25 protein-coding genes are annotated in these 26,226 nt (G+C 71.4%); 8 read left to right on the top strand and 17 right to left on the bottom strand.

Translation table 11 applies throughout. The annotated features are described in order from the left end of the window. Positions 1-47 precede the first annotated feature (47 nt). The gene (locus tag ABT009_RS08630; protein WP_351291004.1) at positions 48-692 is read right to left on the bottom strand and encodes a TetR/AcrR family transcriptional regulator; all 645 of its coding nucleotides are present in this window, start codon (positions 690-692) and stop codon (positions 48-50) included. 163 nt (positions 693-855) lie between these two features. On the opposite strand from ABT009_RS08630, the gene ABT009_RS08625 reads away from it, so the two are divergent. Beyond that, a complete protein-coding gene (locus ABT009_RS08625; protein ID WP_351291002.1) occupies positions 856-2,082 on the top strand; it encodes an acyl-CoA dehydrogenase family protein in 1,227 nt (408 codons plus the stop codon). Between the two features lie 25 nt (positions 2,083-2,107). Here ABT009_RS08625 and ABT009_RS08620 read toward each other — a convergent pair whose 3' ends face one another. The 6 genes from ABT009_RS08620 to ABT009_RS08595 form a co-directional block, all read right to left on the bottom strand. Continuing rightward, on the bottom strand, positions 2,108-3,496 hold the full coding sequence (locus ABT009_RS08620) for an acetamidase/formamidase family protein (RefSeq protein WP_351291000.1): 1,389 nt from the start codon (positions 3,494-3,496) through the stop codon (positions 2,108-2,110). Between the two features lie 159 nt (positions 3,497-3,655). After that, entirely contained in the window at positions 3,656-4,186 is a 531-nt protein-coding gene (locus ABT009_RS08615; protein WP_351291329.1) for a cupin domain-containing protein, read from the bottom strand. Between the two features lie 191 nt (positions 4,187-4,377). Beyond that, positions 4,378-5,469 carry a type III polyketide synthase gene (locus ABT009_RS08610; protein ID WP_351290998.1) on the bottom strand — a complete coding sequence of 364 codons (1,092 nt, stop codon included), beginning with the start codon at positions 5,467-5,469 and terminating at the stop codon, positions 4,378-4,380. Positions 5,470-5,704: 235 nt separating this feature from the next. Continuing rightward, a complete protein-coding gene (locus ABT009_RS08605) occupies positions 5,705-5,968 on the bottom strand; it encodes a DUF6213 family protein (RefSeq protein WP_351290996.1) in 264 nt (87 codons plus the stop codon). 218 nt (positions 5,969-6,186) lie between these two features. After that, positions 6,187-7,581: an NADP-dependent succinic semialdehyde dehydrogenase gene (locus ABT009_RS08600; protein ID WP_351290994.1), complete on the bottom strand. Its 1,395-nt coding sequence runs from the start codon at positions 7,579-7,581 to the stop codon at positions 6,187-6,189. Between the two features lie 236 nt (positions 7,582-7,817). After that, positions 7,818-8,294, bottom strand: coding sequence for an NUDIX hydrolase (locus tag ABT009_RS08595; protein WP_351290992.1), 477 nt, complete (start codon positions 8,292-8,294; stop codon positions 7,818-7,820). Between the two features lie 281 nt (positions 8,295-8,575). Here ABT009_RS08595 and ABT009_RS08590 point away from each other — a divergent pair, with 281 nt between their 5' ends. After that, positions 8,576-8,731 carry a hypothetical protein gene (locus ABT009_RS08590; protein ID WP_351290990.1) on the top strand — a complete coding sequence of 52 codons (156 nt, stop codon included), beginning with the start codon at positions 8,576-8,578 and terminating at the stop codon, positions 8,729-8,731. A 21-nt stretch (positions 8,732-8,752) separates the two neighbouring features. Further along, positions 8,753-10,141, top strand: a complete 1,389-nt coding sequence (locus tag ABT009_RS08585; protein WP_351290988.1) for a glycosyltransferase — start codon at positions 8,753-8,755, stop codon at positions 10,139-10,141. A gap of 69 nt (positions 10,142-10,210) precedes the next feature. Here the strand turns inward: ABT009_RS08585 and ABT009_RS08580 are convergent, their stop codons facing one another. Continuing rightward, on the bottom strand, positions 10,211-11,749 hold the full coding sequence (locus ABT009_RS08580; protein ID WP_351290986.1) for an ATP-dependent DNA ligase: 1,539 nt from the start codon (positions 11,747-11,749) through the stop codon (positions 10,211-10,213). Positions 11,750-11,994: 245 nt separating this feature from the next. Here ABT009_RS08580 and ABT009_RS08575 point away from each other — a divergent pair, with 245 nt between their 5' ends. Next, positions 11,995-13,947, top strand: a complete 1,953-nt coding sequence (locus ABT009_RS08575) for a serine/threonine-protein kinase (protein WP_351290984.1) — start codon at positions 11,995-11,997, stop codon at positions 13,945-13,947. Between the two features lie 92 nt (positions 13,948-14,039). On the opposite strand, the gene ABT009_RS08570 is transcribed toward ABT009_RS08575, so the two are convergent. Both ABT009_RS08570 and ABT009_RS08565 read right to left on the bottom strand, forming a co-directional pair. Then, positions 14,040-15,089 (bottom strand): LacI family DNA-binding transcriptional regulator, encoded by a 1,050-nt coding sequence (locus ABT009_RS08570; protein ID WP_351290982.1) that lies wholly within the window; start codon positions 15,087-15,089, stop codon positions 14,040-14,042. A gap of 303 nt (positions 15,090-15,392) precedes the next feature. Next, positions 15,393-15,686: a hypothetical protein gene (locus ABT009_RS08565; RefSeq protein ID WP_351290980.1), complete on the bottom strand. Its 294-nt coding sequence runs from the start codon at positions 15,684-15,686 to the stop codon at positions 15,393-15,395. Between the two features lie 189 nt (positions 15,687-15,875). Here ABT009_RS08565 and ABT009_RS08560 point away from each other — a divergent pair, with 189 nt between their 5' ends. Continuing rightward, positions 15,876-17,897 carry an oxidoreductase gene (locus ABT009_RS08560; RefSeq protein WP_351290978.1) on the top strand — a complete coding sequence of 674 codons (2,022 nt, stop codon included), beginning with the start codon at positions 15,876-15,878 and terminating at the stop codon, positions 17,895-17,897. 149 nt (positions 17,898-18,046) lie between these two features. Beyond that, positions 18,047-18,667: a PadR family transcriptional regulator gene (locus tag ABT009_RS08555; protein WP_351290976.1), complete on the top strand. Its 621-nt coding sequence runs from the start codon at positions 18,047-18,049 to the stop codon at positions 18,665-18,667. On the opposite strand, the gene ABT009_RS08550 is transcribed toward ABT009_RS08555, so the two are convergent. The 6 genes from ABT009_RS08550 to ABT009_RS08525 all read right to left on the bottom strand — a co-directional run bounded on the left by ABT009_RS08550 (position 18,655) and on the right by ABT009_RS08525 (position 23,795). After that, positions 18,655-19,206: a hypothetical protein gene (locus ABT009_RS08550; RefSeq protein WP_351290974.1), complete on the bottom strand. Its 552-nt coding sequence runs from the start codon at positions 19,204-19,206 to the stop codon at positions 18,655-18,657. The genes ABT009_RS08555 and ABT009_RS08550 overlap by 13 nt on opposite strands. A gap of 254 nt (positions 19,207-19,460) precedes the next feature. Continuing rightward, a complete protein-coding gene (locus ABT009_RS08545; RefSeq protein WP_502989835.1) occupies positions 19,461-20,474 on the bottom strand; it encodes a fibronectin type III domain-containing protein in 1,014 nt (337 codons plus the stop codon). A gap of 123 nt (positions 20,475-20,597) precedes the next feature. Beyond that, complete coding sequence (locus tag ABT009_RS08540) at positions 20,598-21,011, bottom strand: PTS-dependent dihydroxyacetone kinase phosphotransferase subunit DhaM (RefSeq protein ID WP_351290972.1); 414 nt, start codon at positions 21,009-21,011, stop codon at positions 20,598-20,600. A 10-nt stretch (positions 21,012-21,021) separates the two neighbouring features. Continuing rightward, entirely contained in the window at positions 21,022-21,621 is a 600-nt protein-coding gene (dhaL, locus tag ABT009_RS08535) for a dihydroxyacetone kinase subunit DhaL (RefSeq protein WP_351290970.1), read from the bottom strand. A 66-nt stretch (positions 21,622-21,687) separates the two neighbouring features. Then, positions 21,688-22,680: a dihydroxyacetone kinase subunit DhaK gene (dhaK, locus tag ABT009_RS08530; protein WP_351290968.1), complete on the bottom strand. Its 993-nt coding sequence runs from the start codon at positions 22,678-22,680 to the stop codon at positions 21,688-21,690. Positions 22,681-22,922: 242 nt separating this feature from the next. After that, the gene (locus ABT009_RS08525; protein WP_351290966.1) at positions 22,923-23,795 is read right to left on the bottom strand and encodes an alpha/beta fold hydrolase; all 873 of its coding nucleotides are present in this window, start codon (positions 23,793-23,795) and stop codon (positions 22,923-22,925) included. 83 nt (positions 23,796-23,878) lie between these two features. Between ABT009_RS08525 and ABT009_RS08520 the strand changes: the two genes are divergently transcribed. Together ABT009_RS08520 and ABT009_RS08515 are read left to right on the top strand one after the other, a co-directional pair. Next, the gene (locus ABT009_RS08520) at positions 23,879-24,469 is read left to right on the top strand and encodes a CGNR zinc finger domain-containing protein (RefSeq protein ID WP_351290964.1); all 591 of its coding nucleotides are present in this window, start codon (positions 23,879-23,881) and stop codon (positions 24,467-24,469) included. A gap of 140 nt (positions 24,470-24,609) precedes the next feature. Beyond that, positions 24,610-25,089: an SPW repeat protein gene (locus ABT009_RS08515; RefSeq protein WP_351290962.1), complete on the top strand. Its 480-nt coding sequence runs from the start codon at positions 24,610-24,612 to the stop codon at positions 25,087-25,089. A 251-nt stretch (positions 25,090-25,340) separates the two neighbouring features. Here ABT009_RS08515 and ABT009_RS08510 read toward each other — a convergent pair whose 3' ends face one another. Next, a complete protein-coding gene (locus ABT009_RS08510) occupies positions 25,341-26,075 on the bottom strand; it encodes a FadR/GntR family transcriptional regulator (RefSeq protein ID WP_351290960.1) in 735 nt (244 codons plus the stop codon). Between the last annotated feature and the right edge of the window lie 151 nt (positions 26,076-26,226).

The raw sequence follows: 26,226 nt of genomic DNA, 5'->3' as shown, positions 1-26,226 counted from the left end.
CCCCGCGGAACGCCTGCCGCCCACAACGGGCGGCCGCGTGCCCTGGCTCAGAAGCCGGGCCCGCCCACGCGGTCCGCGACCGCTGCCAAACGGCCCCAGAGCAGGTCCGCCAGGCTGCGTACCAGTTCGGCGCGGGAGCAGGGGCGTTCGCCGAGCCACCAGTCGCCCGCGGCGTGCATCATGCCGACGATGCCGTGGCCCCAGACGCGCGCCAGCTGCTGGCTCTCGGGGCCGAGGTCGACGCGCTCGGCGATGACCTCGGCCAGCTCCTCGCCGAGGCGGCGCAGGAGGGGAGCGGAGTGGCGTCCCACGTCGAAGCCCGGCTCGCCCGCCGAGCCGCCTTCTGCCGGGTGCATCAGGAACCGGTACACCTGGGGGCGCGCCTCGATCGCCGCGAGATACGTGTCGAGCGTCGCCTCCACCCGCTCCCGACGCTCCGCGGGAGCGTCCAGCGCGGCACGCAGGGAGCCCAGGAGCGCGTCGGTGTGGCGCTTGGCGAGCGCCGCATACAGGCCGCCCTTGTCACCGAAGTGCCGGTAGAGGATCGGCTTGGTGATGCCCGCCTCCGCAGCGATGGCGTTCATCGAGGCGCCCGGGCCGTCGCGGAGCACCACGCGGTCGGCCGCCTCCAGCAGCTCGCGCCGCCGCTGCTCGGTAGAGCGCTGCTGCTCGGTCCGCTGTGTGGTCTCCATGTCGCCTCTCCCCGCCCGCGTGATCGGTCGCGCACGCGCAAAGTAACACCCGCAGCGGTGTCCGCATCGAACGGGCTGCCGGGAGTTGACATCCACTACTCGCCGGTAACAGACTCGGGTTACCGTAAGTAACGCATGTTGAGAAGGCATAGCTGGAGGGGTCATGGCCGAGTTCACCATGGAGCTCAACGACGAACAGAAGGAGGTCAGGGACTGGCTGCACGGCTTCGCCGCCGACGTGATCCGCCCCGCGGCCGCCGAATGGGACGAGCGTGAAGAGACCCCCTGGCCAGTCATCCAGGAGGCCGCCAAGGTCGGCATCTACTCCCTCGACTTCTACGCCCAGCAGTACTTCGACCCCACTGGCCTCGGCATTCCGATGGCCATGGAGGAGCTCTTCTGGGGCGATGCCGGTATCGCCCTGTCCATCGTCGGTACCGGTCTGGCCGCCGTCGGCGTCCTCGCCAACGGCACCGACGAGCAGATAGGCACCTGGATCCCGCAGATGTACGGCGACGCGAACGATGTGAAGGTCGCCGCCTTCTGCTCGTCCGAGCCCGACGCCGGCTCCGACGTCGCCTCGATGCGCACCCGCGCCGTCTACGACGAGGCCAAGGACGAATGGGTCATCAACGGCACCAAGACCTGGGCGACCAACGGCGGCATCGCCAACGTCCACGTCGTCGTCGCGGTCGTCGACCCCGAGCTCGGCTCCAAGGGCCACGCGTCCTTCATCATCCCGCCGAACACGCCCGGCCTGTCCCAGGGCCAGAAGTTCAAGAAGCACGGCATCCGCGCCTCGCACACCGCCGAGGTCGTCCTGGAGAACGTCCGCGTCCCCGGCTCCTGCCTGCTCGGCAGCAAGGACAAGCTGGACGAGCGCCTGGCACGCGCGCGTGAGCGCGCGAAGTCGGGCGGCGAGCGCGTGAAGAACGCCGCCATGGCCACCTTCGAGGCGTCCCGCCCGGCCGTCGGCGCCATGGCCGTCGGCACGGCCCGCGCCGCGTACGAGGAGGCGCTCGAGTACGCCAAGACACGTGAGCAGTTCGGCCGGCCGATCATCGACAACCAGGGCGTCGCCTTCCAGCTCGCCGACATGCGCACCCAGATCGACGCGGCCCGGCTGCTGGTGTGGCGCGCCTCGTGGATGGCGGTGAACGGCAAGCCGTTCACCGCGGCCGAGGGCTCGATGTCGAAGCTGTTCGCCAGCGAGACCGCCAAGAAGGTCACGGCCCAGGCGATCCAGATCCTCGGCGGCAACGGCTTCACCCGCGAGTACCCGGTCGAGCGCATGCACCGCGACGCGGCGATCTACACGATCTTCGAGGGCACGAGTGAGATCCAGCGCCTGGTGATCGCGCGGACGCTGGCGGGCATGCCGATCCGCTAGGACAGCGACCTGGTAACCCGCGGAGTCAGTGACCGAAGTGGCTCTTGCGGACGACACCGTGCACCCCGACCGTGCGGTCCACCACCTGCGAGATCTCGAAGTCGGCCGCGGCTGACAGATACGCGTAGGCGGTGGGGCGGTCCATGCCCAGGTCGTCCTCGAGGAAGTCCAGGGCGTTGACCACCGCACGGCGCATCGCGATGTCGAGGTCGCTGATCTGGGCGCCGCCACCCGACCCGTCGGGGTCCGAGAGCCCGACGGGCAGCCAGGCGTCGGGCGTCTCGCCGAACGGGTAGCGGTACGCGACCGACGGCGCGTCGCCCGAGCCGGGCTTGCACACGGTCAGCCGGAAGGTGGTCCGCAGCGAGCCCTCGACGGCCGTCAGGGCCACTTCGCCGTTGCCCATGGCGAAGTGCGGGTCGCCCGTGTAGAAGAGAGCGCCTTCCGTGAAGACCGGCAGGTAGAAGGCGGAGTCGGCGCCCAGCAGCCGGATGTCGATGTTGCCGCCGCCGAGCGTGGGCGGGATCGAGTTGAGCTGCGGAGCCGTGAGCCGGTCCCCGGCGGCGTACGCGACGCCCATCATGCCCATGTGCGGGTTGAGCGGGAAGGCGACTTCGCCGGTGCCGCCCAGCGGGAGCACTCCGTGCGCCTGACCGCCGGTGCCGCGCCGCACGGGCGTGAACACCGAGACGTTTCCGTAGCGTTCGGGATCGCCGGTGGACCGTCCGTCCGTGGCGACCGGCGGCATGACCTCCGCCAGCGTGATGCCGTCGGCGGGGGAGCCGTCGGCCTTGCGGCTCAGCGCGCCCTTGCCGTGGCGGCTCGACACGACGCCGTACGGCACGCGCGGCAGCAGCGACAGCGGCTCCACCTTGAGTACGTCGCCGGGCTCAGCGCCCTCGACGTGGATCGGTCCGAGCACCACGTGCGGTCCGTCCGCGTCGAAACTGCGGTCGGTACGGTCGTAGTCGCGGGCGATGGCTACGGCGTCGCGCAGCACATGGTCCACGGCGACACCCCGCTCACGGAACCAGGCGAGCGGGTCGCGCCCCTGGTCCTCAAGGAGGCCCTCGTGGGAGACGGAGTCGACCGTGACCGTCTCCCCGGAGCGCATGCGCAGCACCGGCTCGGCGCCGAGCGCGGGCACATAACCCCAGCGCACCCGGTCCGGGTCGGCGGACAGATAGTGCGTGCCGTGCACGGGTCCCGTTCCGGGCTGCAGGATCTGCTTCGGATACGAGACATGAGGGCCGGCCGACGGCGCGGCCGCCGCCTGGCCGGCGAGCGCGAGGGGCGCGGCGGCACCCGCGCCGAGGGTGGTCACGGCCGCGGCGGCCCGCAGCAGGCCACGCCGCCCCAGGCGGTCGACGAGCAGGTCACGAACACGACCGGGTTCCACCGCATCGGCTGGCACAGGCAACTCCTCCATCACTTCCACTTCGCGGGACACGCCCCACGGTTTGTAGAAGCGGGTTGTTGCCGGTGCGTCAGTTGTCGGTTGCCGAACCGTAAAGACGGTGAAATTCCGCCAGATCGCTGCCCCGGGCGCCCACACAACCTGGTGCAAAGCGCGTCAGGGCCCGTGCCGCAGCGGTGTGAGCTGCTCGATGTCGTAGCGGGAGCGCAGCTCGGCGATCGTGGCGCGGTCGGGTGGTCCGCCGGAGGCGAAGATCTCGAGCAGCTCCTCGAAGTACTGCTCGTGGTCAGGGGGCGGCGACGCCTGGAAGAACATCTTCGCCGGGGCGTCGGTGGGGTTGGCGAAGGCGTGCGGGCAGCCGGGCGGCACGACGATCACCGTGCCCGGCGTGGCCCGCACCACCCGGTTGCCCGAAGCGGACTGCCAGCGCTGCCAGTTGTCGGGCGTCCGAACGAGCGGCTCGAAGGCGAGTACGTCCAGCTCGCCTTCCAGCACATAGAAGAGCTCCTCGCTGCGCGTGTGGACGTGCGCCCCGACGTCGAAACCCGGTGGCACCACCACTTCGAAGCTGGAGGCCATCCGGGAGTGCGCCCCCGTCACCTTGAACGTCACATCGTGGGCGGGGGTGCGCACCGTCCGGCCGTGCCCCGGCGGCACCAGCAGGCCCTCGGCGCGGGGCGCCGGCATGTCGTCGGACGGATGGGATCCGTCCCCGTCCCCGTCCTCGGCCGGGATGTGTCCTTCGGGCTGAGTGAGCGTTGACATGGGTCTCCTTGGGAGCGATGCCTCACCAGGTGACCGGCAGGGCTTCCCGGCCGCGGATCAGCGCGCCGCGGCGCCAGGGCACTCGTCGTTTCCTGCGTCGAGCGGCGGTCGTGCTACGCCATGCGTACGGCAGCCGCTTCCAACGCCGGTTCGCGTTCGCCGACGGTCCAGCGGCCCAGCGACATCTCGGCCGTGATGCCCGGACCGAACCCGGCGAGCAGGCCGCGGGCGCTGGGTTCCGCGCCGCCGTCGTCGAACATCCTGCGCAGGGCGTCCAGGACGACCGCGCTGGCGATGTTCCCGTACTCCGTGAGCGTCGCGCGGCTGAACCGGAAGGCCTCCGGCGGCACCTGGAGGAACTTGCACAGGTCGTCGAGGATGCGCGGACCGCCCGCGTGGATGATGTAGAAGTCCAGGTCGGAGGCGTCCCAGCTGTGTGCTGTCGCGAGTGCCTTGAGGGCGGGGGCGAGCGGCTCCATGGTGGTGGGCACGCGCTTGTCCAGCAGGAAGTGGAAGCCCGTGGCGCGCACGTCGTAGGCGATCCAATCCTCCGTCTCCGGGATGAGGTACGAGCCGTTGCGCTCGAGCTGGACGCCGGTGCCGCCGCTGCCGCGGACCACGGCCGCGGCCAGGCCGTCGCCGAAGAGTCCGTTCGATAGCAGCGAGCCGACGCCGAGGTCGGTGGGCTGGTAGCACAGCGAGCAGAACTCGCAGGCGACGATGAGGGCGTTGGCGTCGGGGTACGCCGTGCAGAAGTCGTGCGCCCGGTTGATGGCCGCGCCGCCCGCGGCACAGCCCAGCTGGGCTATGGGTATCTGGCGGGTGTCGCTGTGAAACCCCATGGTGTTGATCATCCACGCCGTCAGCGACGGCATCATGAAGCCGGTGCAGGACACGTAGATGATCACGTCGATGTCCGCGGGCTTCAGCTCGGCGTCGTCCAGCGCCTGCCGCACCACCTCGGGCACCCGCGCCTTCGCCTCGGTCTGGTAGAGCTTGTTGCGCTCCTCGAAGCCCGGATGCTTCAGCGTCTCCTCGATCGGCTGCACCAGGTGGCGGGTACGCACTCCGGTGTTCTCGATGAGCCTGAGCGCCAGCGGAAGCTGAGGGTGGTCCGCGTGGCGGGATCGTGCCAGATCAAGCGTTTCCTCCATGGTGATGACATGTTCCGGAACGGACACAGCGGGCTTGCACAAAGTCGCCATGAGCCTGCGCCTTCTCTCGCCCCCCGGCTGAGGATTGGGCCACCCGGCTGAGGGCGGCTCATCCCACGATGGCCCGGACAGGCGTGGATCTCGCGCCGGGTTACTCCAGATCGGGGACACGCAGGGCCAGGTCCGGGAGCCCCGGGCCGACTTCGGCGGTCACGTTTCCACAGGTCAGCGGCGCTCGTTCGGGCAGCAGGCACGCAGTGCCACCACCAGAGGGGTGCGGGCGTACTCAGGGGTGCGGGCGGCGGGCGCCAGGGGCCTCCGGGGCCGAACTACTGTGCGCGATGCACGCCACGTCGATGCGGTCGGCGAGCTTGGCCAGTTCGATCGTGAGCGCCGCGACCGTGTCCTCGTCGAGCGCCTCGTGGCCGGCATGCACCATGCGCAGCCACTGCCCGCCCACGGTGCGCAGCAGCTTGCTCACGTCGGCGGCGGCCACATGCAGTGCGCCCTGCCTGTCGACGATCAGAGGCAGTGTCACTTCACGACCCACTGGGGCTCCCACAGATAGGGCGTACGGCTGGACCGGGCGGTCGTCCGGCTGCCGGGAACACGGCCGGCCCGCCTCGGCGACCCCTGTGGATCGTAACCGGAGCCCCGGCCGGAGGGGCGGATCGCGGCCGGGGCGGCTTGCCGAAGGCCCGTGTCACGCGTGTCCGACGCGGGGCCCCCAGCTTTCACGTGCTGGGCCAACTGCGGGGTCGCTGGTGCTCAGGCGCCCTGCCACACCGTGGTGATGTTGCAGAACTCGCGGATGCCGTGCCCGGACAACTCGCGCCCGTAGCCGGAGCGCTTGACTCCGCCGAACGGGAACGCCGGATGGGAGGCCGTCATGCCGTTGACGTACACACCGCCCGCCTCGATGTCCCGTACGAAGCGGTCCACCTCCGCGTCGTCGCGCGTCCAGAGGTTCGAACTCAACCCGAACGGTGTGTCGTTGGCGAGTTCCACGGCCGCCTCCAGGTCGGGGACCCGGTAGAGCGTGGCGACAGGGCCGAACGTCTCCGCGTGGTGGATACGCATTCCCGGCGTGATGTCGGCGATCACCGTGGGCGAGTAGTACCAGCCGCGCTCGGCGAGCCCCTCCGGGCGATGGCCGCCGCACAGGAGCGTCGCGCCGCGCCGTACCGCGTCGTCGACGAGCTCTTCGAGGTCCTTGCGGCCCTGCTCGCTGGAGAGCGGTCCCACCTCCGTGGACTCGTCCAGCGGGTCGCCCACCTTCAGGGCGCGCATCCCGGCGGCGAAGCGGCCCGCGAACGCCTCGTACACGTCCGCGTGGACGATGAACCGCTTCGCGGCGATGCAGGACTGGCCGGTGTTCTGCGCCCGCGCCGTGACCGCCTTCTTCGCCGCCTGCTCGATGTCCGCCGACCGCATGACGACGAACGGGTCGCTGCCGCCCAGCTCCAACACCGTCTTCTTCACCTCGTCGCCGGCGATCGAGGCGACGGAGCGGCCTGCGGGCTCGCTGCCGGTGAGGGTCGCGGCGGCCACCCGGGGGTCGCGCAGGACGCCCTCGACGGCGCCGGATCCGATGAGCAGCGTCTGGAAGCAGCCCTCGGGGTGGCCGGCCCGGCGGAAGAGGTCCTCGAGGTACAGGGCGGTCTGCGGCACGTTCGACGCGTGCTTGAGGAGGCCGACGTTGCCCGCCATGAGCGCGGGCGCGGCGAACCGGATCACCTGCCACAGCGGGAAGTTCCACGGCATCACCGCGAGGATCACGCCGAGCGGGCGGTAGCGGACGCGGGCGCGCACGGCGCCGGAGTCCTTCACGTCCGTGCCGGCCGGGTCCTCGTCGGCGAGCAGGCCCTCCGCGTGGTCGGCGTACCAGCGCATCGCCTTCACGCACTTCGCGGCCTCCGCGCGCGCCTGCGTGATCGGCTTGCCCATCTCGGTCGTCATCGTGCGCGCGACGTCCTGCTGGTCCTCCTCGAGCAGGTCCGCGGCGCGGTGCAGCAGCCGGGCCCGCTCGGCGAACGAGGTGGTGCGATACCTGTCGAAGGCCGCGGCGGCCCTCGCGATCCGCCGCTCGATCTCCTCGGCGCTCAGCGCGTCGTATGTCTTGAGCGTCTCGCCGTCCGCCGGATTCACGGTCGCGATGGGCATGGCGGGCACCTCCTCGTGCTCGGTGCTTCGACATTGGCCCGGCGCGTACAGCACCGCAAGACGGCGGAAGCACCGGGAAACGCCGCGTACCCGTGGGCGGGGCGGTCATGCCTGCCCTGGCGCGGCCCTCGTCCCGCAGCGGCGCGACGTCGCACGCGGCGCGACGTCGCACGTGGCGCGTCGGCCCCGCGCATCGCACGCGGCGAGGCCTCGGCTGGCCTTAGCGCTGTGAGGCCTCAGTCGCGGAGCGTGTCGAGGTGTTCGGCGAGCCGGTTCAGGAACGTCGTCTGGGCTGAGACGACCACCTCGCGGGCCCGGTCGAGGGGGAGCCAGGCCACCCGGTCGAGTTCCGGGAAGGTGCTCATGCGGCCCGATCCCCGGGGCCACTCCATCGCGAAGGTTCCCGGCACCACGTCGGCCGGATCGAGGTCGCCCTGCACGGCCCACACCGTCACGGTCTTGCCGCCGCTCTGCCGGACCTCGCCCAGCGGGACGGCATCGCCGTCCGGCGGCGGCAGGCCGAGCTCCTCCGTGAACTCGCGCCGGGCTGCGTCCCAGGCTGGCTCGTCGGGGTCGTGCTCCCCCTTCGGCACGGTCCACGCCCCGGCCTCGCGCCGCGCCCAGAAGGGTCCGCCCATGTGCCCCAGCAGGACCTCGACACCCTCGGGCGCGTGCCGGTAGAGGAGGAGACCTGCGCTGCGGTTCACGGCCATGGATCCAGTGTGCCGAGCTGCCGCTCAGGGGGCACGGGCGTGGGCCGCTGGGCCCGCGGCGTCCGCCCGGCGTGAGGCCGACCAGCGCAAGCACTCGTATCGCAGAGTGAGGCCAGGCATCCATTCGAAGGAAAATCGCATAGTCCGCTCAGGGGAACGGGCGTGTCCCTGCGGTGACCCAGGCGGCCCTGCTCATCCTGTGACGGTTGCGGGGCCGGGGCGGTGAGCCGCCCCCACGCCCGCAGCGACCCACGCAACCACGGACACCCTGAAGGAATCGCATGTACGGATCCGGACTCGCCCGCACTGGGCCGGCAGCCCTCGTCATCGGCGGCGTCAGCTTCACGCCGCTGTGGCAGATGGCGATCGGCGTCGGCGTCGTCCTCGTCGGCGCCATCGGCCTTCGTCTCTCCAGTCGGCTGCCGCGGAGCAGCTGAAGAAACGTTTCGCACGCATCGATGAAGAAACGTGTCATTTGTGTCGATCAGACAGGCCGTCGGCGCTGCCTGGCGTTCTCCCTGGTCAGCGCCGCGGCCCTGACCGCGTACGCTCACCACCACCTCACCAGGATCGTGCACGAGCCGTCGCGTCTGGTCGCGGTCGACGCTCTCGCTTTCTGCTGGCTGGCCTTCACCCTGATCGCGGCGTACACGCATCGCGACGTCAGGCTCACAGCCAAGGAGGCCCAGCAGCTGGACGACCGCCGGGTCACGGTGGTGGTGCCGGTCCTCAACGAGGACCCGAAGACGTTCCGCGCTCTCCTGCAGAGCGTGGCCCGCCAGTCACGGCTCCCGCAGCGCCTCCACGTCATCGACAACGGCTCCACGAGCAGCGACTGCAAGGCCGTGTTCGACGAGTGGGTCCGGACCGCCCCCGCGGGCCTGGAGGTGCGGTACGACACCACCGGCCGGGTGGGCAAGCGCCGGGCGCAGGCGGTGGCGTTCGACGCCGATCCGGAGGCGGACATCTTCTGCACGGTGGACTCCGACACCGTCCTGGACCCGCACGCCATCCGCGAGGGCATCGCACCGTTCTCACGCGCCGACATCACCAGCGTGGCCGGGGTGCTCCTGGGGCTGAACCACGCGAAGAACCTGCTGACACGGCTGGTTGACCTGTCGTATGTGATGTCGTTCCTCAACGGCCGTTCCTCCTTGTCGCGCCTCGGCTCCGTGGTGGTGAACTGCGGGGGGCTGGCGTTCTACCGTGCCGACGTCGTACGCAAGCACCAGCACGCATACGTCACGCAGACCGTGTGGGGACGGCCCGTCACCTCGGGCGACGACCGGATGCTGACGGGCTACGCCCTGCTGGAGGGGCGGACGGTGATTCAGGAGCGGTCGGTCGCCTACACGCTGCTGCCGGACAACCTGTCCCATCTGACCCGGCAACGCGTCCGGTGGTGGCGGTCGTACTTCTGGGGCGGCGGCTGGCTCATCCGGACGTGCCCCTTGTCCAAGCCCGGGTGGTGGCTGGTGCTGTGGCAGTTCGCCGGCTTCGTCCTGAACTCCTACGCGCTTCCCGTGGTGCTGATCGTCCACCTGTCCGAGGCCGGCGGGCTCGCGCTGCCGTTCCTCGGCTATGTGGCGTTGCTGTCCTATGTCCGCTCCATGCGGTACTTCATCGTCCGGCGCCCGGACCAGACCCGCCTGCAGCAGCTGGTGATCTTCGCGATGGCGCCGCTCTCGACGCTGTTGAACCTGTACGTGTGCACGGTGCTGCAGTACGTGGGTCTCGCCACGTTCCTGAAGACCGGCTGGGCGACCCGTCAGACGGTGGAGGTGTCCCTCGGGGCTGTGCCCGAGCTCGGCACGAGGACGGTAGCGGGTGCCGAGGCCCGGACCTGATGGCAACGCGTCCTGACCTGATGGCAAGGCATCGGCACCTGAAGCGGCGGCAATCGCCTGAAGCGGTGGCTATCGCGCGTGGGCGGCGAGGACTGTCTCCACGGTGTCCGCCTCCGCGGGCGACTTGTCCTCCCGGTACCGCACCACCCGCGCGAACCGGAGCGTGACCCCGGCTGGGTACCGCGTGGACTTCTGCAGCCCGTCGTACGCGATCTCCACGACGAGCTCGGGCCGCACGGTGACGACGTACCCGTTGTCACTGACCGCGAGCTGCTGCAGGCGCTCGGTCTGCCAGGCGAGCATCTGGTCCGTCATGCCCTTGAAGGTCTTGCCGAGCATGGCGAAGGAGCCGTCCGGACGGCGCGCGCCCAGATGGAGGTTGGACAGCTTTCCGGTGCGCCGGCCGTGGCCCCACTCGGCCGCGAGGACCACCAGGTCCAGGGTGTGCACGGGCTTCACCTTCAGCCAGGAGGCTCCGCGCCGTCCCGCGCTGTAGGGCGCACTGAGTCCCTTGACGACGACGCCCTCGTGGCCGCGGTGCAGAGTCGCGGTCAGGAACTCGTCGGCGGCGCGGCGGGCCGCGTCGTCCGCGGGATCGTCCACGACGGTGCGCCGTACCCGCATCGGCTCGGGCACCAGCCGCGCCAGTTCCGCGTGGCGCTCGGTGAACGGCAGGTCGAGCAGGTCGCGGTCGTCGACGGACAGCGCGTCGAAGAAGACGGGGGAGAGGGGCACGGCGGCCGCCGCGGTGGCCACGTCGAGGCGCGAGCCGACGCGGCCGGCGATCTCCTGGAACGACCGCGGCCGTCCCTCGGTGTCCAGTGCGATCACCTCGCCGTCGAGGATGAAGCGTTCGCCCCGCAACTCCCTCGCAGTCGAGGTGAGTTCGGGGAGGCGGTCGGTGATGTCGTCGAGAGTGCGGGTGTAGACGCGTACGTCGTCGCCGGTGCGGTGCACCTGCACGCGGATACCGTCGAGCTTCTCCTCGACCGCGCAGGGCCCGAGCTTGTCGACCGCTTCCGCCACGGATGACGCGGTGTGTGCGAGCATCGGCAGGACCGGCCGTCCGACGGTGAGCCGGAAGTCCGCCAGCGCCTGCGCACCGCGGGCGAGTAGGGCTTCGGCGACGGTCTGCAGCGATCCGGCCAGCATCACCGCGCGACGCACGTCCGCCGCGGGCGCACCGGTGGCCTCGGCGAGCCCCTCGACCGCGACCGCGTCCAGCGCCCCCTGGCGCACCTCGCCGGTGAGCAGCCCGAAGAGGAACCGCTGCTCGTCCGCCGTGGCCGCGCTCAGCAACCGGCCCACGAGCCGCTTGCGTTCGGCCGTCGAGCCCGCCCCTGACACCGCCCCCAGATCCGTCAGTGCCGCGTCCACCTCGCGCACGGTGAGCGTCGGCTCGGCGGCGGGCGCGACGGGCTCGCGCAGCACGCTCCAGCCGATGCCGAGCCGCCCCTGCGGGATGCGCCCCGCCAGATACGGGATGACGATCGGCACGTCGTCCGGTTCCGCGGCCCGGAACAACTCGGCCAGCAGAGAGATCTTCCGGGACCGCGCCGAGGTGGCGGCGACCTCCTTGGACACACGTACGAGCCGGGCGAACAGCATGCAGCCATCCTGCAACGCGGCGGGCCCTCGTGCCCGGCGACCGTACCGCGTGAGGGATCCGGACCGCGCTCCGTGAGAGACCGCGGCTGTACTGCGTGATGTGAAGGGGGACTAGAGCGCGAAGAGGGACAAGAGCGCGTGCTGTGGCGGTATTTGCCCGCGCGAGGGCTCTTGCGGGCTGCGGTCGCGCGGGTAACTGTCATATGAAAGCTTCAGCGCTGGGCGAGGTCTCAGGGGGAAGGCCAGTGACGGGGGAGACGTCGGGCCACGGCCGGAGTCAGGGTCAGGACGAGGATCAGGACGGCAGGGGGCTGATAGCGGGCCGATACCGGCTGATGCGGCGGCTCGGCACCGGCGGCATGGCGATGGTGTGGCTCGCCTACGACGAGGAGCTGGCCAGCGAGGTCGCGGTCAAGGAGATCGCTGTGCCGGAGCCCGGCCTGTCCTGGCATGCGGGCGGAGAGGGCGGCCTGGACCGGGAGATGGCCGCCCGTGTGGCGCGGGCACGCGCGGAGGCCCGCAACGCGGCACGGCTGCGCAGCCATCCGCATGTGGCCACGGTCTACGACGTGGTTCAGCACGAGGGGCTGCCGTGGATCGTCATGGAGTACGTACCAGGGGCCACCGACGCGGACGCGGTGGTCCGCGCGGGCGGCCCGATGTCCTCGACCGACACGGCCCGCATCGGCATCGCCGTCCTTGACGCGCTCGTCACGGGGCATCGGCTCGGCATTCTGCACCGGGACGTGAAACCGGCCAACATCCTTCTGGCACCCGGCACTTCCGATGTTCCGGGCCCAGGTGGGGGTGCCGGTACGGGTGCGGCTTTCGAGCGGGTGCTGCTCACTGACTACGGCATCTCGCTGCGCCCCGCATCCGGCGATCCCCGGCTGACGGCGGCCGGCGGGGTCATCGGTACGCCGGGCTACCTGTCGCCCGAGCGGGCCAGGGGAGGCACGCCGACGGCGGAGGGCGATCTCTTCTCGCTCGGCGCGACGCTGTACCGCCTCGTCGAGGGCGAGGGCCCGTTCGCCCGCGACTCCGACCTCTCCACGCTCACGGCCGTGCTCTTCGAGGACCCGCCCCCGCCGCGACGGGCCTCCACGCCGCTGGCCACCGTGCTGCTGGGTCTCCTCGAGAAGGACCCGGAGCGGCGTATGACGGGCCCGGACGCCGAACGCGTGCTGCGCGAGGCGGTCTCGGACGGGCCGGCCCGGTCCCCCTTCGGGGGAGGCGGCGGTGCGAGGGTGGGTTTGCCACAGCCGCCGGTGGCGGGCCCGCCCGTGCCCCCTCCCCTCGCCCTGCCCGCCGCAGGCGCTGCGCCACAGAGGAAGCGGCGGGTGCGGGCCTATCAGCTGGGCCTCGCGGCGGCCGCCGTGGTGGGCGCCGTCTGGGGCGGAATCGCGCTCGCCGACGGGATCGGAGGCGACGCCGACGCAGCCGCGTCCGCATCGCCGTCCGAGTCGTCCGGCAGCCACCCGTACCGCCCGTACCGGAACAACACCACCCTCGATCAGGAACTGGTCCCCGGCGAATGCGTCAACGCCGTCTGGGAGAACCCGAAGAAGCCGTACACGGGCGAGGTGCAGATGTGGCCGGCGGACTGCGGCATCTCGTCACCGGCCGGCCAGGTGATCGCCGTGGAGGAGGTCGCCGACCCCGAGAGCCTGAGCGCGACGCAGGCCAGGCGCACCTGTGAGAAGCGCACCGCCGAGCTCCGCAAGACCCTCGCCGCGCCCGTGGCCTACCCGATGCTGCCCTCCGCCGACGGCTCCACGCTCGCCTGCCTGGTCTTCCAGCGCGGCTCCGACGAGATATACGGCTCACTCGGCGAGTTCCGCAAAGAGGGCGAACACCTCGCCGTCACCAACGCCGGAACAGGCGACTGCTTCAACGTCGACGACCGGAACCAGTGGCTCCTGACCAACTGCGACAAACCGCACTCCCAGCAGGCCATCGGCTGGGCAAAGGCGCCGGACGACATGTCGTACGACGAGTTCCGGAAGGCCAGCCCGAACCTCTGTCAGAAGAAATTCGGGGAGGCATGGGTGCGCGGCACATCACGGGTGATCGCCGGCTGGTACACCGCGGACGGGGACAGGTGGAACGGCGGCTTTCGCTACCTCATGTGCGCGCTCAGGAACACGGACACCTCCAAGAAGCTCCCTGGGGGTGCCGCCGAGCCCGTGGAGGGCTAGGCCCCCCACGAACCCGGTGGGCACGCGGCGCCGGTCGCCGTCAGTCGGCTTCCGGAATCGCTTTGAAAACTATCGGATCGGCCGCCCGGGGCTCACAGTGCGGCGGTGCCCTCCACGGGAGCGGTGCTTGCCCGCACGACGAGCTCCGTGGCCAGTTCGACGCGCGGCGAGTCGATCTCCTCGCCGTGCGCCAGCCGCAGGACGGTCCTCGCCGCCGCCTTGCCCATCTCGGCGAGGGGCTGGCGCACCGTGGTGAGCGGCGGCGAGGACCAGCGCACCTCGGGGAGATCGTCGAAACCCACGACACTCATGTCCTCGGGAACCCGCAGGCCACGGCGGCGCAGCGCCTCGATCGCGCCCAGCGCCATCTGGTCGCTGGAGGCGAAGAGTGCGGTGGGCGGCTCGGCCAGGTCGAGCAGCGCGTTGCAGCCGCTGAACCCGGACGCGTGGTGGAAGTCGCCCGGCACGACGTACTTCTCGTCGTACGGAAGTCCCGCCGCCTCCAGCGCCGCCCGGTAGCCGTCGAGCCGGGCCCTGCTGCACAGCAGCCGGGGCGGGCCGGCGATCAGGCCGATGCGGCGGTGGCCGAGGGAGATCAGATGCTCGGTCGCGGCCATGCCGCCGGCCCAGTTGGTGGCGCCGACGGTGGGCACCTCGAAGGCCGGGGAACCCGCCGGATCGACGACCACCAGCGGCACGCCGAGCCGGTGCAGCTCCTCGTGCAGGCCGGGCTCCAGGACGGACGTGACCAGGATGACCCCGTCCGATGCGCGGGCCCGCAGGTTCTGCATCCACTGCCGGGCCGAGCCGGCGCGGTTGTGTATCGCCGACACCACGGTGCCGACGCCGGACGCGTGCGCCACCTCCTCGACGCCGCGGATGATCTCCACGGCCCAGGGGCTGTCGAGGTCGTTGAAGACCAGGTCGAGGAGCGAGGCGCGCTCGCCGGGCGCCTGGGGCCGTCGCCGGTAGCCGTGTCGGCGCAACAGCTCCTCGACGCGGGCGCGGGTCGCGGCGGACACGTCGGAACGCCCGTTCACGACGCGGGACACGGTCGGCACCGAGACCCCCGCCTCCTGCGCGATGGCCGTGATCGTCACCTTGCGCTTCGGGGTATCGCCCGGCGCGTCCTCGGTTGCCATGGTCTGCTCCTCGTTCCTCGGCACTTTGCGGAAGTCTTCCGGAAAGTGGGGGCTGACGGGAAGAGGTGGCGGAGTTTGGTTCACCAGTCGACCGCACGGTTGCCCGGGAGCCCCCTGCCGAGTCGCGGACGGCGTGCGAGTCGTGGACGCCTTTCGGCGCGACCGCATGGCGGCCGCAGACCGGGCGCCGAGCGCTGCAAGGGTATCGCGCCCGGCCGGTTCGACCTGCCTGCACCCTTCGCCCCGCTTGGGGTGCTCACGGCCGGGCTTTCGTCTCTCTGCCGAAGTGATGAGGGGCGCCCGTCAGTCGAACCGGTCGCGGCCCGGGTGGCCGGGGCGGGAGATGTCGACGACCTGGGCCACCCATCCGTACGGCAGTTCCCGTCCGTCGACCGTGATCGCCTCGACGTGGTGGGTCGCCGGGTCGATGTCGGCCTGCATGCCGTGGCCGGCGTAGCGCGGGTAGCCGCTGGCGCCCGTGTCCCCGGTGGCCTCGACGACCGCGGTGCGTATCGGTGCGCCGTGTACGGGATGCCCCTCCTCGTCGGAGAGCTGGGGCTTCAGGGCGACGGTGTAGCGGGTCGGGGCTGGCGTCATGTCACGACGCTAGGCCCGGCGGGCGCTGCCTGCCTCCCGGGCGGCTCCGGTCCCGCTCGGGGTGGTGGCGGCACAGGCTTTGTGCAACTAGTTGCACAACCGGGCTGGGGTCGTCTACAACAGTCGGGACGACACCGCGTACACCGCACGAGCTCGCCCGAGCACCGCGTCTCGCGCACGGAGGCCCGCATGACCCGATACCCGCATCTCCTCAGCCCCCTCGACCTGGGCTTCACGACGCTGCCCAACCGGGTGCTGATGGGTTCCATGCACGTAGGGCTCGAGGAGGCCGAGCGTGGCTTCGAGCGCATGGCGGAGTTCTACGCCGCACGCGCGCGTGGCGGCGTCGGGCTCATGGTCACCGGCGGCATCGCCCCCAACAACGCGGGCCGGCCCCACGGGGGCGGCGCCAAGCTGACCACCGAGGCGGAGGCCGACGCGCACGCGCGCGTGACGGACGCCGTGCACCGCGCGGGCGGCCGGATCGCCATGCAGATCCTGCACTTCGGGCGGTACGCCTACCACGCCGACCTCGTCGCACCGAGCGCCCTCCAGGCGCCGATCAGCCCGTTCACGCCCCGCGCCCTCACCGACGGCGAGGTCGAGGAGACGATCGAGGACTTCGCGCGCGCGGCGGAGCTGGCGCGGCGCGCGGGCTACGACGGCGTCGAGATCATGGGCTCCGAGGGCTATCTGATCAACGAGTTCATCGCGGCCGCGACCAACCACCGCGAGGACCGCTGGGGTGGCTCCTACGAGAACCGGATGCGCTTCCCCGTCGAGATCGTCCGCCGTGTACGCGAACGCGTCGGCCCGGACTTCATCATCATCTACCGGCTCTCGATGCTGGACCTCGTCCCCGGCGGCTCGACGCTCGACGAGGTCGTGACGCTGGCGAAGGCGGTCGAGGCGGCGGGCGCGACCATCATCAACACTGGCATCGGCTGGCACGAGGCCCGTATCCCCACCATCGCGACGTCGGTGCCGCGCGGCGCCTACGCTTGGGTGACCAAGAAGGTCATGGGCGCGGTGTCGGTCCCGCTCGTCACCACCAACCGCATCAACACCCCTGAACTCGGCGAGCAGTTGCTCGCCGACGGCTACGCGGACATGGTGTCGCTGGCCCGTCCGCTGCTCGCCGACCCCGACTTCGTAGCCAAGGCCGGGGCCGGCCGGCCCGAGGCCATCAACACCTGCATCGGCTGCAACCAGGCCTGCCTGGACCACACCTTCAGCGGGAAGATCACCTCCTGCCTGGTCAATCCGCGCGCCTGCCACGAGACCGAGCTCGTGCTGGAGCCCACCCGGCTGCGCAAGCGCGTCGCGGTCGTCGGCGCCGGCCCGGCAGGGCTCGCCTGCTCCGTCTCGGCCGCCGAGCGCGGGCACCATGTGACCCTGTTCGACGCCGCCGCCGAGATCGGCGGCCAGCTGAACGTCGCCCGCCAGGTCCCCGGCAAGCAGGAGTTCGACGAGACGCTGCGCTACTACCGCACCCGGCTCGAGGAGCTCGGCGTGGATGTGCGGCTGAACACTCGTGCCACCGCGGAGCTGCTGGACGACGGGGAGTACGACGAGATCGTCGTCGCCACCGGTGTCACGCCCCGCACCCCCGAGATCCCCGGCATCGACCACCCGAGCGTGCTCGGCTACCTGGACGTGCTGCGCGACGGTGCGCCCGTCGGCGACCGGGTCGCGATCATCGGGGCGGGCGGCATCGGCTTCGACGTCGCCGCGTATCTGACCGACTCCGGCGACAAGACGAGCGAGGATCCGGCGGCGTACTTCCGGCAGTGGGGCGTCGACATGGACTACCGGGCGGCCGGCGGCCTCGGCCGCCCCGAGCGCCCGGTGTCGCCGCGCACCGTCCACCTGCTGCAGCGCAAGGAGTCCAAGGTCGGCGCCGGGCTGGGCAAGACCACCGGCTGGATCCACCGCACCGAGCTGCGCCACCGCGGCGTCACGATGGTCGCGGGCGCACGCTACGACCGCATCGACGACGCCGGGCTGCACCTCACGGTCGACGGGCGCAGCGAGACCCTCGACGTCGACACGATCGTCCTGTGCACCGGGCAGGACCCGCACCGCGACCTGTACGAGGAGCTGCGCGCCGCGGGACGCAGCGCCCACCTGATCGGGGGCGCCGACGTCGCCGCTGAGCTGGACGCGAAGCGGGCCATCCGGCAGGGGACGGAGGTGGCGGCGGGGCTGTAGCGGCGGCGACCGTTGTCCGGCCCGTCCGCGGCGACCGCTGGCGCGCACGTCCGCGGAAACCGCTGGCGGGCCCGCGCGGACCCGGCCGGCCCGTCCTCCACCCTCCGACACCGGACGGGCGGCCCCCGGGCCGTCCCTAGGATGCCCCCATGTCACTCCCGCACGCGATCCTCACCGCCCTGCTCGAGAAGCCGTCGTCCGGGCTCGAGCTGACCCGGCGGTTCGACAGGTCCATCGGCTACTTCTGGTCGGCCACCCATCAGCAGATCTATCGCGAGCTGGGAAAACTGGAGCACGAGGGCTACATCCGCGCCCTGCCGTCGGCGCAGCCGACCCGGGGCCAGAAGAAGGAGTACGAGGTCCTGCCTGCAGGCCGTGCGGAACTGGCGCGCTGGACGGCCGAGTCCCAGGACCCGAAGCCCATCCGCGACCCGCTCCTGCTGCGGCTGCGTGCGGCAGGAGTCGTCGGTGCCGAGGGCATCGAGTCGGAACTGCGCCGCCATCTCGACCTGCATCAGCGGCAGCTGACCGAGTACCTCGAGATCGAGGAGCGGGACTTCCCGCCGGACCGGGACACGGTCGAGGACCGGCTGCGCCATGCCGTCCTGCGTGCCGGGATCGACCTGGAGACCTTCTGGACGCGCTGGCTCAGCCGCACGCTGGCTGATCTGGAGCCGTTGGCACCAGACCCGGATGACCGCTGCCGTCCGCCCAGGGGACAGTCGGGCGGACGGCAGCCGGCTATCGAGGACCCGGATCAGGTCCGGTGATGCGTATTCCGCCGGCGGAGGTACCACGCGCCCCCGCCCAGCGCCACGGCCACCATGACCCCGCCGCCGACCATCGTCAGGGTGCCGTAGTCCTTGATGCCACCGCCGATGCCGCCCTGGACCCCGAGAATGGGCGAGCTCGGCGAAAGGCCAGGTGTGTTCGAGAGGCCGGGTGTGGTCGAAAGGCCGGGTGTGAGGGTGACGGTGACGGGCTGGCTGCCCACGTTCCGCCCGTCGTTGCAGTTCACGACCACCGTGTAGGCCCCTGGGCTGACGCTCGACCAGGCGGCCGTCTGGTTGGTGGCGCCCACCGCCAGCGCGGCCTGCCTGCCCTGAGTGAAGTTCGTCAGGCCGCTCGACAGGAGTGAGGCGTTGCCGCCACCGGGGCAGGCGGCGGTGTTCACCGAGACCGTGGACCCGGTGCTGGTCACGTTGATCCCGCTCTCCGCGACGGCCGACGGAGCGGCCAGCGTCAGCGGAAGCGCGGCGGCGGCTGCGATCAGGCCGGAACGGACGGATATCTGAGTGTAGGTACGCATGTCTCTGCCCTCCGGCGGCACGGTTGGCGGTACATCCCATGCGCCGCCGAGGATTGGGAACGCCCGTGCTGCCTGACGTCGAGTCAAGATGCCCCTGGTCCCGGCCGCATGCCGACCGCATCCGGGCAGGTGAAGCGTCCTTCGTCCGGGTGCCCGCCGGACGGGGAGTCACCCGGTGCAACGGGCAACCGGCAGCCGTGCCGCCGCGGGGCTGTCCGACCGCCGCTGTCCGTCCCGGTTCATGGAGGCCGTGGCTATCCGCCCGCCCCCGTCGTCACCGTCCGCTCCGCGGAGAAGCCGCCCCACGTACCGTCGGGGAGCTTCGCCCGGATCCGTACCCGGTAGGTCACGCCACTCTCGCGCGTCACGAAGAAACTGTGCTCGGCTCTGTCCTGCGGTGCCGCACCGCCCCACACGAGGGTGGTGGCGAGCCGCCCGTCGAGATGGATCCGGTACTCCGTCACCGCACCGCCCGTGCGCGGCGGCGTCCAGGACAGGTCGATGTAGTACGCACCGTCCGCGCGGTGCGTCGTCGCGCGGAAGCCGGTGGGCGCGGTGCCGCGCGCGTCGCCGCTTCCCGCCGCGGTGGTGAGCCGGACCGTGCGGCTTGCGGGTGACGTGTTGTCGGCCGCGTCCCGCGCCCTGACGGTGAACGCGTACGCGGTGCCGGGACGCAGTCCGGTGATCAGTGCCGACGTGTCGTCGCCAGGGGTGCTGTGGATCTTCGACGTGCCCTGGTAGATGTCGTAAGACGCCACGCCCCGGTCGTCCGTCGAGCGGCTCCAGGACAGCGACACGGCCCGGCCTCCGGCGACCCGGCCGCGTACCAGCCGCGGACGGGTGGGCGGCTCGCGGTCCTCCTCGACTGCGGCCTGTGTGGTGACGGACACCTTCGTGCTGAGCGGCCCGGTGTTGCCGTCGGCGTCCCGGGCCCGGACGGCGAACGCATAGCCGGCCGACGGCTTCAGCCCGGTGATGTCCACCATGTGCTGCTCACCCGGTACCTCCTTGACCTTGGTGGTCCCGCGATACACCTCGTAGGCGACGACGGTGGAGCCGTCGTCCGCCTGGTTCCACATGACGTGGACCGAGGTGGCGCTGCCCGCCTGTGCGGTGACGCCAGTCGGGGCCGAAGGGGGCCGACCGCCCCGGGCCGCCTCGTCGCTCCCTGCGCAGGACGCCGTCATGAGCGCGGCGGCGCAGGCCACCACGGTCGGCAGAGCGAGCCAGGGAGTGCGTCGCACGGTGATGCCTTCCCGTCGGGGCATTGGTCCAGACCTGCCGGACCCTGTATTGCACGAGTGACGGGGACACATCAAGAGGGCGGGCTCCTCCAAAGCCTCCGGCGGTGCCGGGTGAACGCCCGGTGTCAGAGACTGTGCCGCGAGGAGTCACACCTTCCGGTACGTGTACGCCTCCGCTGCCGCCGCCTCCACCGCGTCGAGGTCCGCGCCCGCGGACGCCGTGACGACCGCCGCCACGGCGCCCTCGACGAAGGGTGCGTCCACCAGACGCGCCCCGTCGGGCAGTTCATCGCCCTCGGCGAGCAGGGCCTTCACGGTCAGCACCGCGCTGCCCAGGTCCGCCAGCAACGCCACACCGGCGCCCCGGTCGACGCCGGCGGCCGCTGCGGCGATCAGCTCCGAGCTCGTACCAAGACCGCCGTCCTTGGTGCCGCCCGCGGCGGCCACAGGTGCGGTCGCGCCGCCGCCTGCGAGTCCGGCCGCCAGCTCGGCGACCGAGGCCGCGACCGCGGCGCTGTGCGACACCAGCACGACGCCCACGAGCTTGTCGTCATTACTCATTGCCGCCTCCTCACTCACCGGCCGCCTCGGCGAGCGTCGCGAACAGCAGGGCCGACGACGTGGCGCCTGGATCCTGATGCCCGATGCTGCGCTCGCCCAGATAGCTCGCCCTGCCCTTGCGGGCCAGCAGCGGCGTCGTCGCGACCGCGCCCTTCTCGGCGGCGTCGCGTGCCGCGGCGAAGGACTCGGCCAGCGCGTCGACCGCCGGGACGAGCGCGTCCAGCATCGTCTTGTCGCCGGGCGCCGCACCGCCGAGCGTGGCCACGGCCTCCACTCCCGTACGCAGCGCGGTGGCCAGCTCCGCCTCGCTTACCTCGGCCGCGTCGCCGAGCGCCTTGCCGGTGCGGCGCAGCAGCGTGCCGTACAGCGGTCCCGAAGCACCGCCGACCGTGGAGATCAACTGCCGTCCCGAGAACGTGAGGACGGCACCCGGAGTGGCCGGGGCCTCTTTCTCCAGGGCCGCGACCACCGTCCTGAACCCGCGCTGCATATTGGTGCCGTGGTCGGCGTCGCCGATCGGCGAGTCCAGCTCGGTGAGCCGCTCCGCCTCCCGGTCGACGGCTGCGGCGGCCGCCGTCATCCAGCGGCGGAAGAAGTCGGCGTCGAGCACAGAAACTCCTTGGGTGGTCGGTACGTTGACGCGTGCGAGCGGCTCCTCGGACGACCCTTCAGATCCTCAGATGCCCCAGCGCAGACCGGGCGTACGGACGGGGGCGTCCCACAACCGCAGCAGCGCCTCGTCGATCTGGCACAGCGTCACGGAGGCTCCTGCCATGTCCAGCGAGGTGACGTAGTTGCCCACCAGTGTGCGGGCCACGGCCACGTTCCGCTCGGCCAGCACGCGGTGCACCTCCGCGTTGAAGCCGTACAGCTCCAGCAGCGGGGTTCCGCCCATGCCGTTGACCAGGAGCAGCACCGGATTCTTCGGGGGCATGTCCTGCAGGATCGCGTCCACCGCGAAGTCGGCGATCTCCCGCGACGTCATCATGGCGCGCCGCTCGCGGCCCGGCTCGCCGTGGATGCCGATCCCGAGCTCCAGCTCGCCCGGAGGCAGATCGAAGGTGGGGCTGCCCTTGGCGGGGGTCGTGCACGCGCTCAGCGCGACGCCGAAGCTGCGCGCGCTCTCGTTGACCTGTCGGGCGATCGACTGGACCCGCTCCAGCGGCTGGCCCTCCTCGGCCGCGGCACCCGCGATCTTCTCGACGAACAGGGTCGCGCCGGTGCCGCGGCGGCCCGCCGTGTACAGGCTGTCCATGACCGCCACGTCATCGTTGACCAGCACTTTCGCGATCTGGATGCCCTCGTCCTCAGCCAGCTCGGCCGCCATGTCGAAGTTGAGCACGTCACCCGTGTAGTTCTTCACGATGAACAGCACGCCCGCGCCGCTGTCCACCGCGGCCGCGGCCCGCACCATCTGGTCGGGTACGGGCGAGGTGAACACCTCACCGGGACAGGCGGCCGACAGCATGCCGAGCCCCACGAACCCGCCGTGCAGCGGCTCGTGTCCCGACCCGCCGCCGGAGACGAGGCCGACCTTCCCCTCCACCGGCGCGTCCCGCCGTACGATCACCCGGTTCTCGACGTCGACCGTCAGCTCGGGATGAGCGGCCGCCAGCCCCCGCAGCGCGTCCGTGACCACCGTCTCCGCCACGTTGATCAGCATCTTCATGGGTGCCTCCTCGGTCATTCAAAGCGGTGGCTGTCACCTGTGGTTTTGCAGGTCAGAGCTCGTTTTGGCGAGTTGTCGACGACTTGTGTGACGCCCCGTCAGGCGGTTGCGGGCGGCTCTGGGCGTGTGCTGGAGACGGCTCCTGTCACGTCCAGTATGAAACGGATCACTCGGTGCGTCACGAGCTCGGTCCCGGTGCGACCGGCGCTGCGCTCGCTGAGCGTCGAGCACAAGCCACGGGCTCAAACCGAGTGGCTTCGGCCGAGGAACTCCCTCAGGTGGGACAGGAGGGCGTCGGGGCGTTCCTCGGGGATGAAGTGGCCGCATTCGGGGATCTCGGCGCCGGTGACGTCGTCGGCGTACTGACGCCAGATGTCCAGGGCGGGCATGCGGGCCGGCAGCCCGGCCGAGCCCCACAGGGCCAGGACCGGCATGGACAGACGGCGGCCCGCGGCGGAGTCCTCGTCGTCGAGGGCGAGGTCGCGCTCCTGGGCGCGGTAGTCGTCGAAGCCGGCGCGCAGCGCGCCGGGGCGGGAGAAGGCGCGGACGTAGGCGTCGACGGCATCGGGGGCCAGGCCGTGGCGGTTGTAGGTCCAGCGCTCGAAGAAGTACTCCAGGTAGGCGCGGACGTTGTTCCCGACCAGGAGCTCGGGCAGGTCGGGCTGCAGATGGAACAGCCAGTGCCAGTAGCCGGCGGCGACCGAGGCGTCGAGGCGGCGGAGCATCTCGCGGGTGGGGACCACGTCGAGCACGGCGAGCCTTTCGATCTGGTCGGGGCGGTCCAGGGCCCAGCGGTGCGCGACGCGGGCACCGCGGTCATGGCCGACCACCGTCGCCCGCTCGAACCCGAGGTGCCGCACCAACTCGGCGATGTCATCGGCCATCTGCCGCTTGTCGTAGCCGGTAGCCGGTTTGTCGCTGAGGCCGTAGCCGCGCAGGTCGGGCGCGATGACGGTGTGGGTGGCGGCGAGTTCGCCGAGTACGGGGCGCCAGCAGAGGCTCGTCTGCGGCCATCCGTGGAGCAGCACCAGCAGCGGGCCCGAGCCCGCACGCGTGTAGTGCAGGCGGATCCCGTTGACCTGGGCCACGCCGGTGGTTACCGGGGCTGTACTCATGATCGTCCCCTTCCGGCCCTGGGTGACTGGTTGCTAACCGGCTTAGGAGGTTAGTCCTCTGCCGGGCAGGGGACAATGGCGCCATGGCGGCGGACGACGACTGGCTCTGGTACGGCGGGCGGGTGTGCCTGGACTTCGTCAACACCCTGCGCGACCGGTGGAAGGAGCCACGGGAGGCACTCCGTGCACCGGGCGATGTGGCGCGCTGGCTGCACGGCGCCGGTCTGCTCGTCGACCGTGCCCGCGCAGATGATGGGCCCGAGTCCGCGCTGTGCTCCGCTGTGGCGCTGCGCGAGGCCATCGACCGCGCGGTCCTGAGTGCGGCCGGCGGTGAACTGCCGGCTGCCGCCGACATCGCGGTGCTCAACGAGGCGTCGGCTGCGGCCCCTCGTCCGGCGCTCCAACTCATTCTCAGTGGCGGCCGGTTGGCGGCGAGCAGCGCCTCGCATGCCGCCGAGGAGCCGACCGCGGGCCTCGGCCTCGTCGCCCAGGACGCGATCGAGCTGCTGCTCTCGCCGGAGATACGGCGCGTGCGCATCTGCGGCGCCGAGCGCTGCGCCCTGCGCTTCGTGGACCGCTCGCCCGCGCGCAACCGCCGCTGGTGCTCGATGGCCCGCTGCGGCAACCGCACCAAGGTCCGGCTCCACCAGGCCCGCACCCGCGTGGCCCGCTGACGCGGTCGCCGGTCGCCGGTCGCCGGTCGCCGGTCGACCCACGGGCACCTCGGCCAGAGACGAGAGAGCCGATGGTTATCCGGCGCCGTCGGGGTACCCGGGCCCGGGGTACAAAACGGATCAATTCGGAGGTGATCGCCATGACGACTTCTCCCCGGTCGGACATGGAAACACATCCCGACATCGTCGCCATGCGCAACCGTCACGACCTGGCCGAACGTGCCACGACCACCCCGCGGGCGCAGGCCATCGAGACGGGGGCCCTTATCACGGGCCTCTACCTGGCCGCATCTCCCTGGATCGCAGGCTTCAACGGTCTGTCGACCCTGGCGGTCAACAACCTGATCGTCGGCATCGCCTACGCGCTGCTCATGAGCGGCGGCTTCGGCCGTGCCTACGAGCGCACGCACAGCATGGCGTGGGCCGCATGCGCCCTCGGTGTGTGGACGATCATCTCGCCGTGGGCCGTGGCGGGTGACGTGAGCACCGCCAGGACCATCGTCAACAACGTCATCGTCGGCGTGATCGCACTGGTTCTGGCCCTCGCCGCCAGCGCAGGCGCCAAGCAGGGGGAACGCCGCCGTCAGGCCGCGACCTTCGGAGGCCGACCGGCGGCCTGACCGCGGCGCTGGGCCGGGCGCCTGGGCCTGCGGCCCGCCCGGCCGGTCCCCTTCACAGCTGCGACCGCGACTCCGACCGCTCCGATCTCACCGTCGGTGACCAGCCCGGCGTCCAGTCGCCCGAGCGGCGGTTCCCCCGGGGACCGCCGCGGAGGGTCCTCCTACGCGACCGAAGGAGTCCTCCACGCAGATCCTGGTCAGCTGACGTTGCGGCGGATCGCCTAGGTCGATGCCGGCGGCGCGCCTGTCGGCTACGGCCGTGCACCGCTCCTCGCCACCCAGCCGGGCTCGTCCATCTGACCCCGCAGCCACGTCTCGACCTCCCCGACATGCGCGGCGGCCGCCGCCCGCGCCGCCTCCGGGTCGTGGTCCACCAGAGCCCGATGGATACGGGCGTGCTCGCGGCGGGTGCGCTCGAACGCGCCCTCCTCCTGGTAGCCGCGCCAGACCCGGGCCCGGAAGGTGCGCGAGGACAGCCCCTCGAGGATCGCCGCCATCGTCTCGTTCCCGGCGGCCGCCACGATCGCCCGGTGGAACGCCAGATCGTGGAAGAGGATCTCCTCCGGGTCCTCGGTCGCGTCCATCGCCTGGAGGTGCTTCTCCACCTCGGCGAGCTGCTCGGTGGTGATCCGCGCGGCCGCCAGCGCGGTCGCCGTCGACTCCAGGACGCGCCGCACCTCCAGCAGCTCGACCAGGCGCGGGCCGCGGGAGAGATCGGCGACGACGCCGAAGGTCTCAAGCAGATCCCCGGCCTCGAGCTGCGTGACGTAGATACCGGACCCGTGCCGCGCCTCCAGCACGCCGAGCACGGTCAGGGCGCGGATCGCCTCGCGCATCGAGCTGCGCGAGATGCCGAGCTGGGTGGCGAGATCGCGCTCGGTCGGCAGCCGCTGGCCCGGTTCCAGCCGGCCCTCGCCGATCATCGCCTTGATCTGCTCTATGGCGCGCTGCGTCACGGTGCCCTTCTGCGGGGCCGTCTCGTCCACGGCACGTCCTTCCGTCGCCTCGGGCGCCGAGTCTAATGTGCGATGTGGTCGGACCACTATGGCGGCGAATACCGGCCAAGCCGGGAAAACTAAGCACCGAACCCTGTTGTGATCCTGAAGTGGTCTGATAAATATTCGTCGCGACTGGAGG

It is taken from the genome of Streptomyces sp. NPDC002896, assembly GCF_040295225.1.
GTDB lineage: Bacteria > Actinomycetota > Actinomycetes > Streptomycetales > Streptomycetaceae > Streptomyces.
Note: the sequence above shows the minus strand (reverse complement) of the source record. Positions and strands in the feature narration are given on the sequence as shown.

Coding starts and splice junctions, on each gene's coding strand:
- ABT009_RS08630 (WP_351291004.1), bottom strand. CDS start 692: ATGGAGACCACACAGCGGACCGAGCAGCAGCGCTCTACCGAGCAGCGG.
- ABT009_RS08625 (WP_351291002.1), top strand. CDS start 856: ATGGCCGAGTTCACCATGGAGCTCAACGACGAACAGAAGGAGGTCAGG.
- ABT009_RS08615 (WP_351291329.1), bottom strand. CDS start 4,186: ATGCCGGCGCCCCGCGCCGAGGGCCTGCTGGTGCCGCCGGGGCACGGC.
- ABT009_RS08610 (WP_351290998.1), bottom strand. CDS start 5,469: ATGGCGACTTTGTGCAAGCCCGCTGTGTCCGTTCCGGAACATGTCATC.
- ABT009_RS08600 (WP_351290994.1), bottom strand. CDS start 7,581: ATGCCCATCGCGACCGTGAATCCGGCGGACGGCGAGACGCTCAAGACA.
- ABT009_RS08595 (WP_351290992.1), bottom strand. CDS start 8,294: ATGGCCGTGAACCGCAGCGCAGGTCTCCTCCTCTACCGGCACGCGCCC.
- ABT009_RS08590 (WP_351290990.1), top strand. CDS start 8,576: ATGTACGGATCCGGACTCGCCCGCACTGGGCCGGCAGCCCTCGTCATC.
- ABT009_RS08585 (WP_351290988.1), top strand. CDS start 8,753: ATGAAGAAACGTGTCATTTGTGTCGATCAGACAGGCCGTCGGCGCTGC.
- ABT009_RS08580 (WP_351290986.1), bottom strand. CDS start 11,749: ATGCTGTTCGCCCGGCTCGTACGTGTGTCCAAGGAGGTCGCCGCCACC.
- ABT009_RS08570 (WP_351290982.1), bottom strand. CDS start 15,089: ATGGCAACCGAGGACGCGCCGGGCGATACCCCGAAGCGCAAGGTGACG.
- ABT009_RS08565 (WP_351290980.1), bottom strand. CDS start 15,686: ATGACGCCAGCCCCGACCCGCTACACCGTCGCCCTGAAGCCCCAGCTC.
- ABT009_RS08560 (WP_351290978.1), top strand. CDS start 15,876: ATGACCCGATACCCGCATCTCCTCAGCCCCCTCGACCTGGGCTTCACG.
- ABT009_RS08555 (WP_351290976.1), top strand. CDS start 18,047: ATGTCACTCCCGCACGCGATCCTCACCGCCCTGCTCGAGAAGCCGTCG.
- ABT009_RS08550 (WP_351290974.1), bottom strand. CDS start 19,206: ATGCGTACCTACACTCAGATATCCGTCCGTTCCGGCCTGATCGCAGCC.
- ABT009_RS08545 (WP_502989835.1), bottom strand. CDS start 20,474: ATGCCCCGACGGGAAGGCATCACCGTGCGACGCACTCCCTGGCTCGCT.
- ABT009_RS08540 (WP_351290972.1), bottom strand. CDS start 21,011: ATGAGTAATGACGACAAGCTCGTGGGCGTCGTGCTGGTGTCGCACAGC.
- dhaK (WP_351290968.1), bottom strand. CDS start 22,680: ATGAAGATGCTGATCAACGTGGCGGAGACGGTGGTCACGGACGCGCTG.
- ABT009_RS08525 (WP_351290966.1), bottom strand. CDS start 23,795: ATGAGTACAGCCCCGGTAACCACCGGCGTGGCCCAGGTCAACGGGATC.
- ABT009_RS08520 (WP_351290964.1), top strand. CDS start 23,879: ATGGCGGCGGACGACGACTGGCTCTGGTACGGCGGGCGGGTGTGCCTG.
- ABT009_RS08515 (WP_351290962.1), top strand. CDS start 24,610: ATGACGACTTCTCCCCGGTCGGACATGGAAACACATCCCGACATCGTC.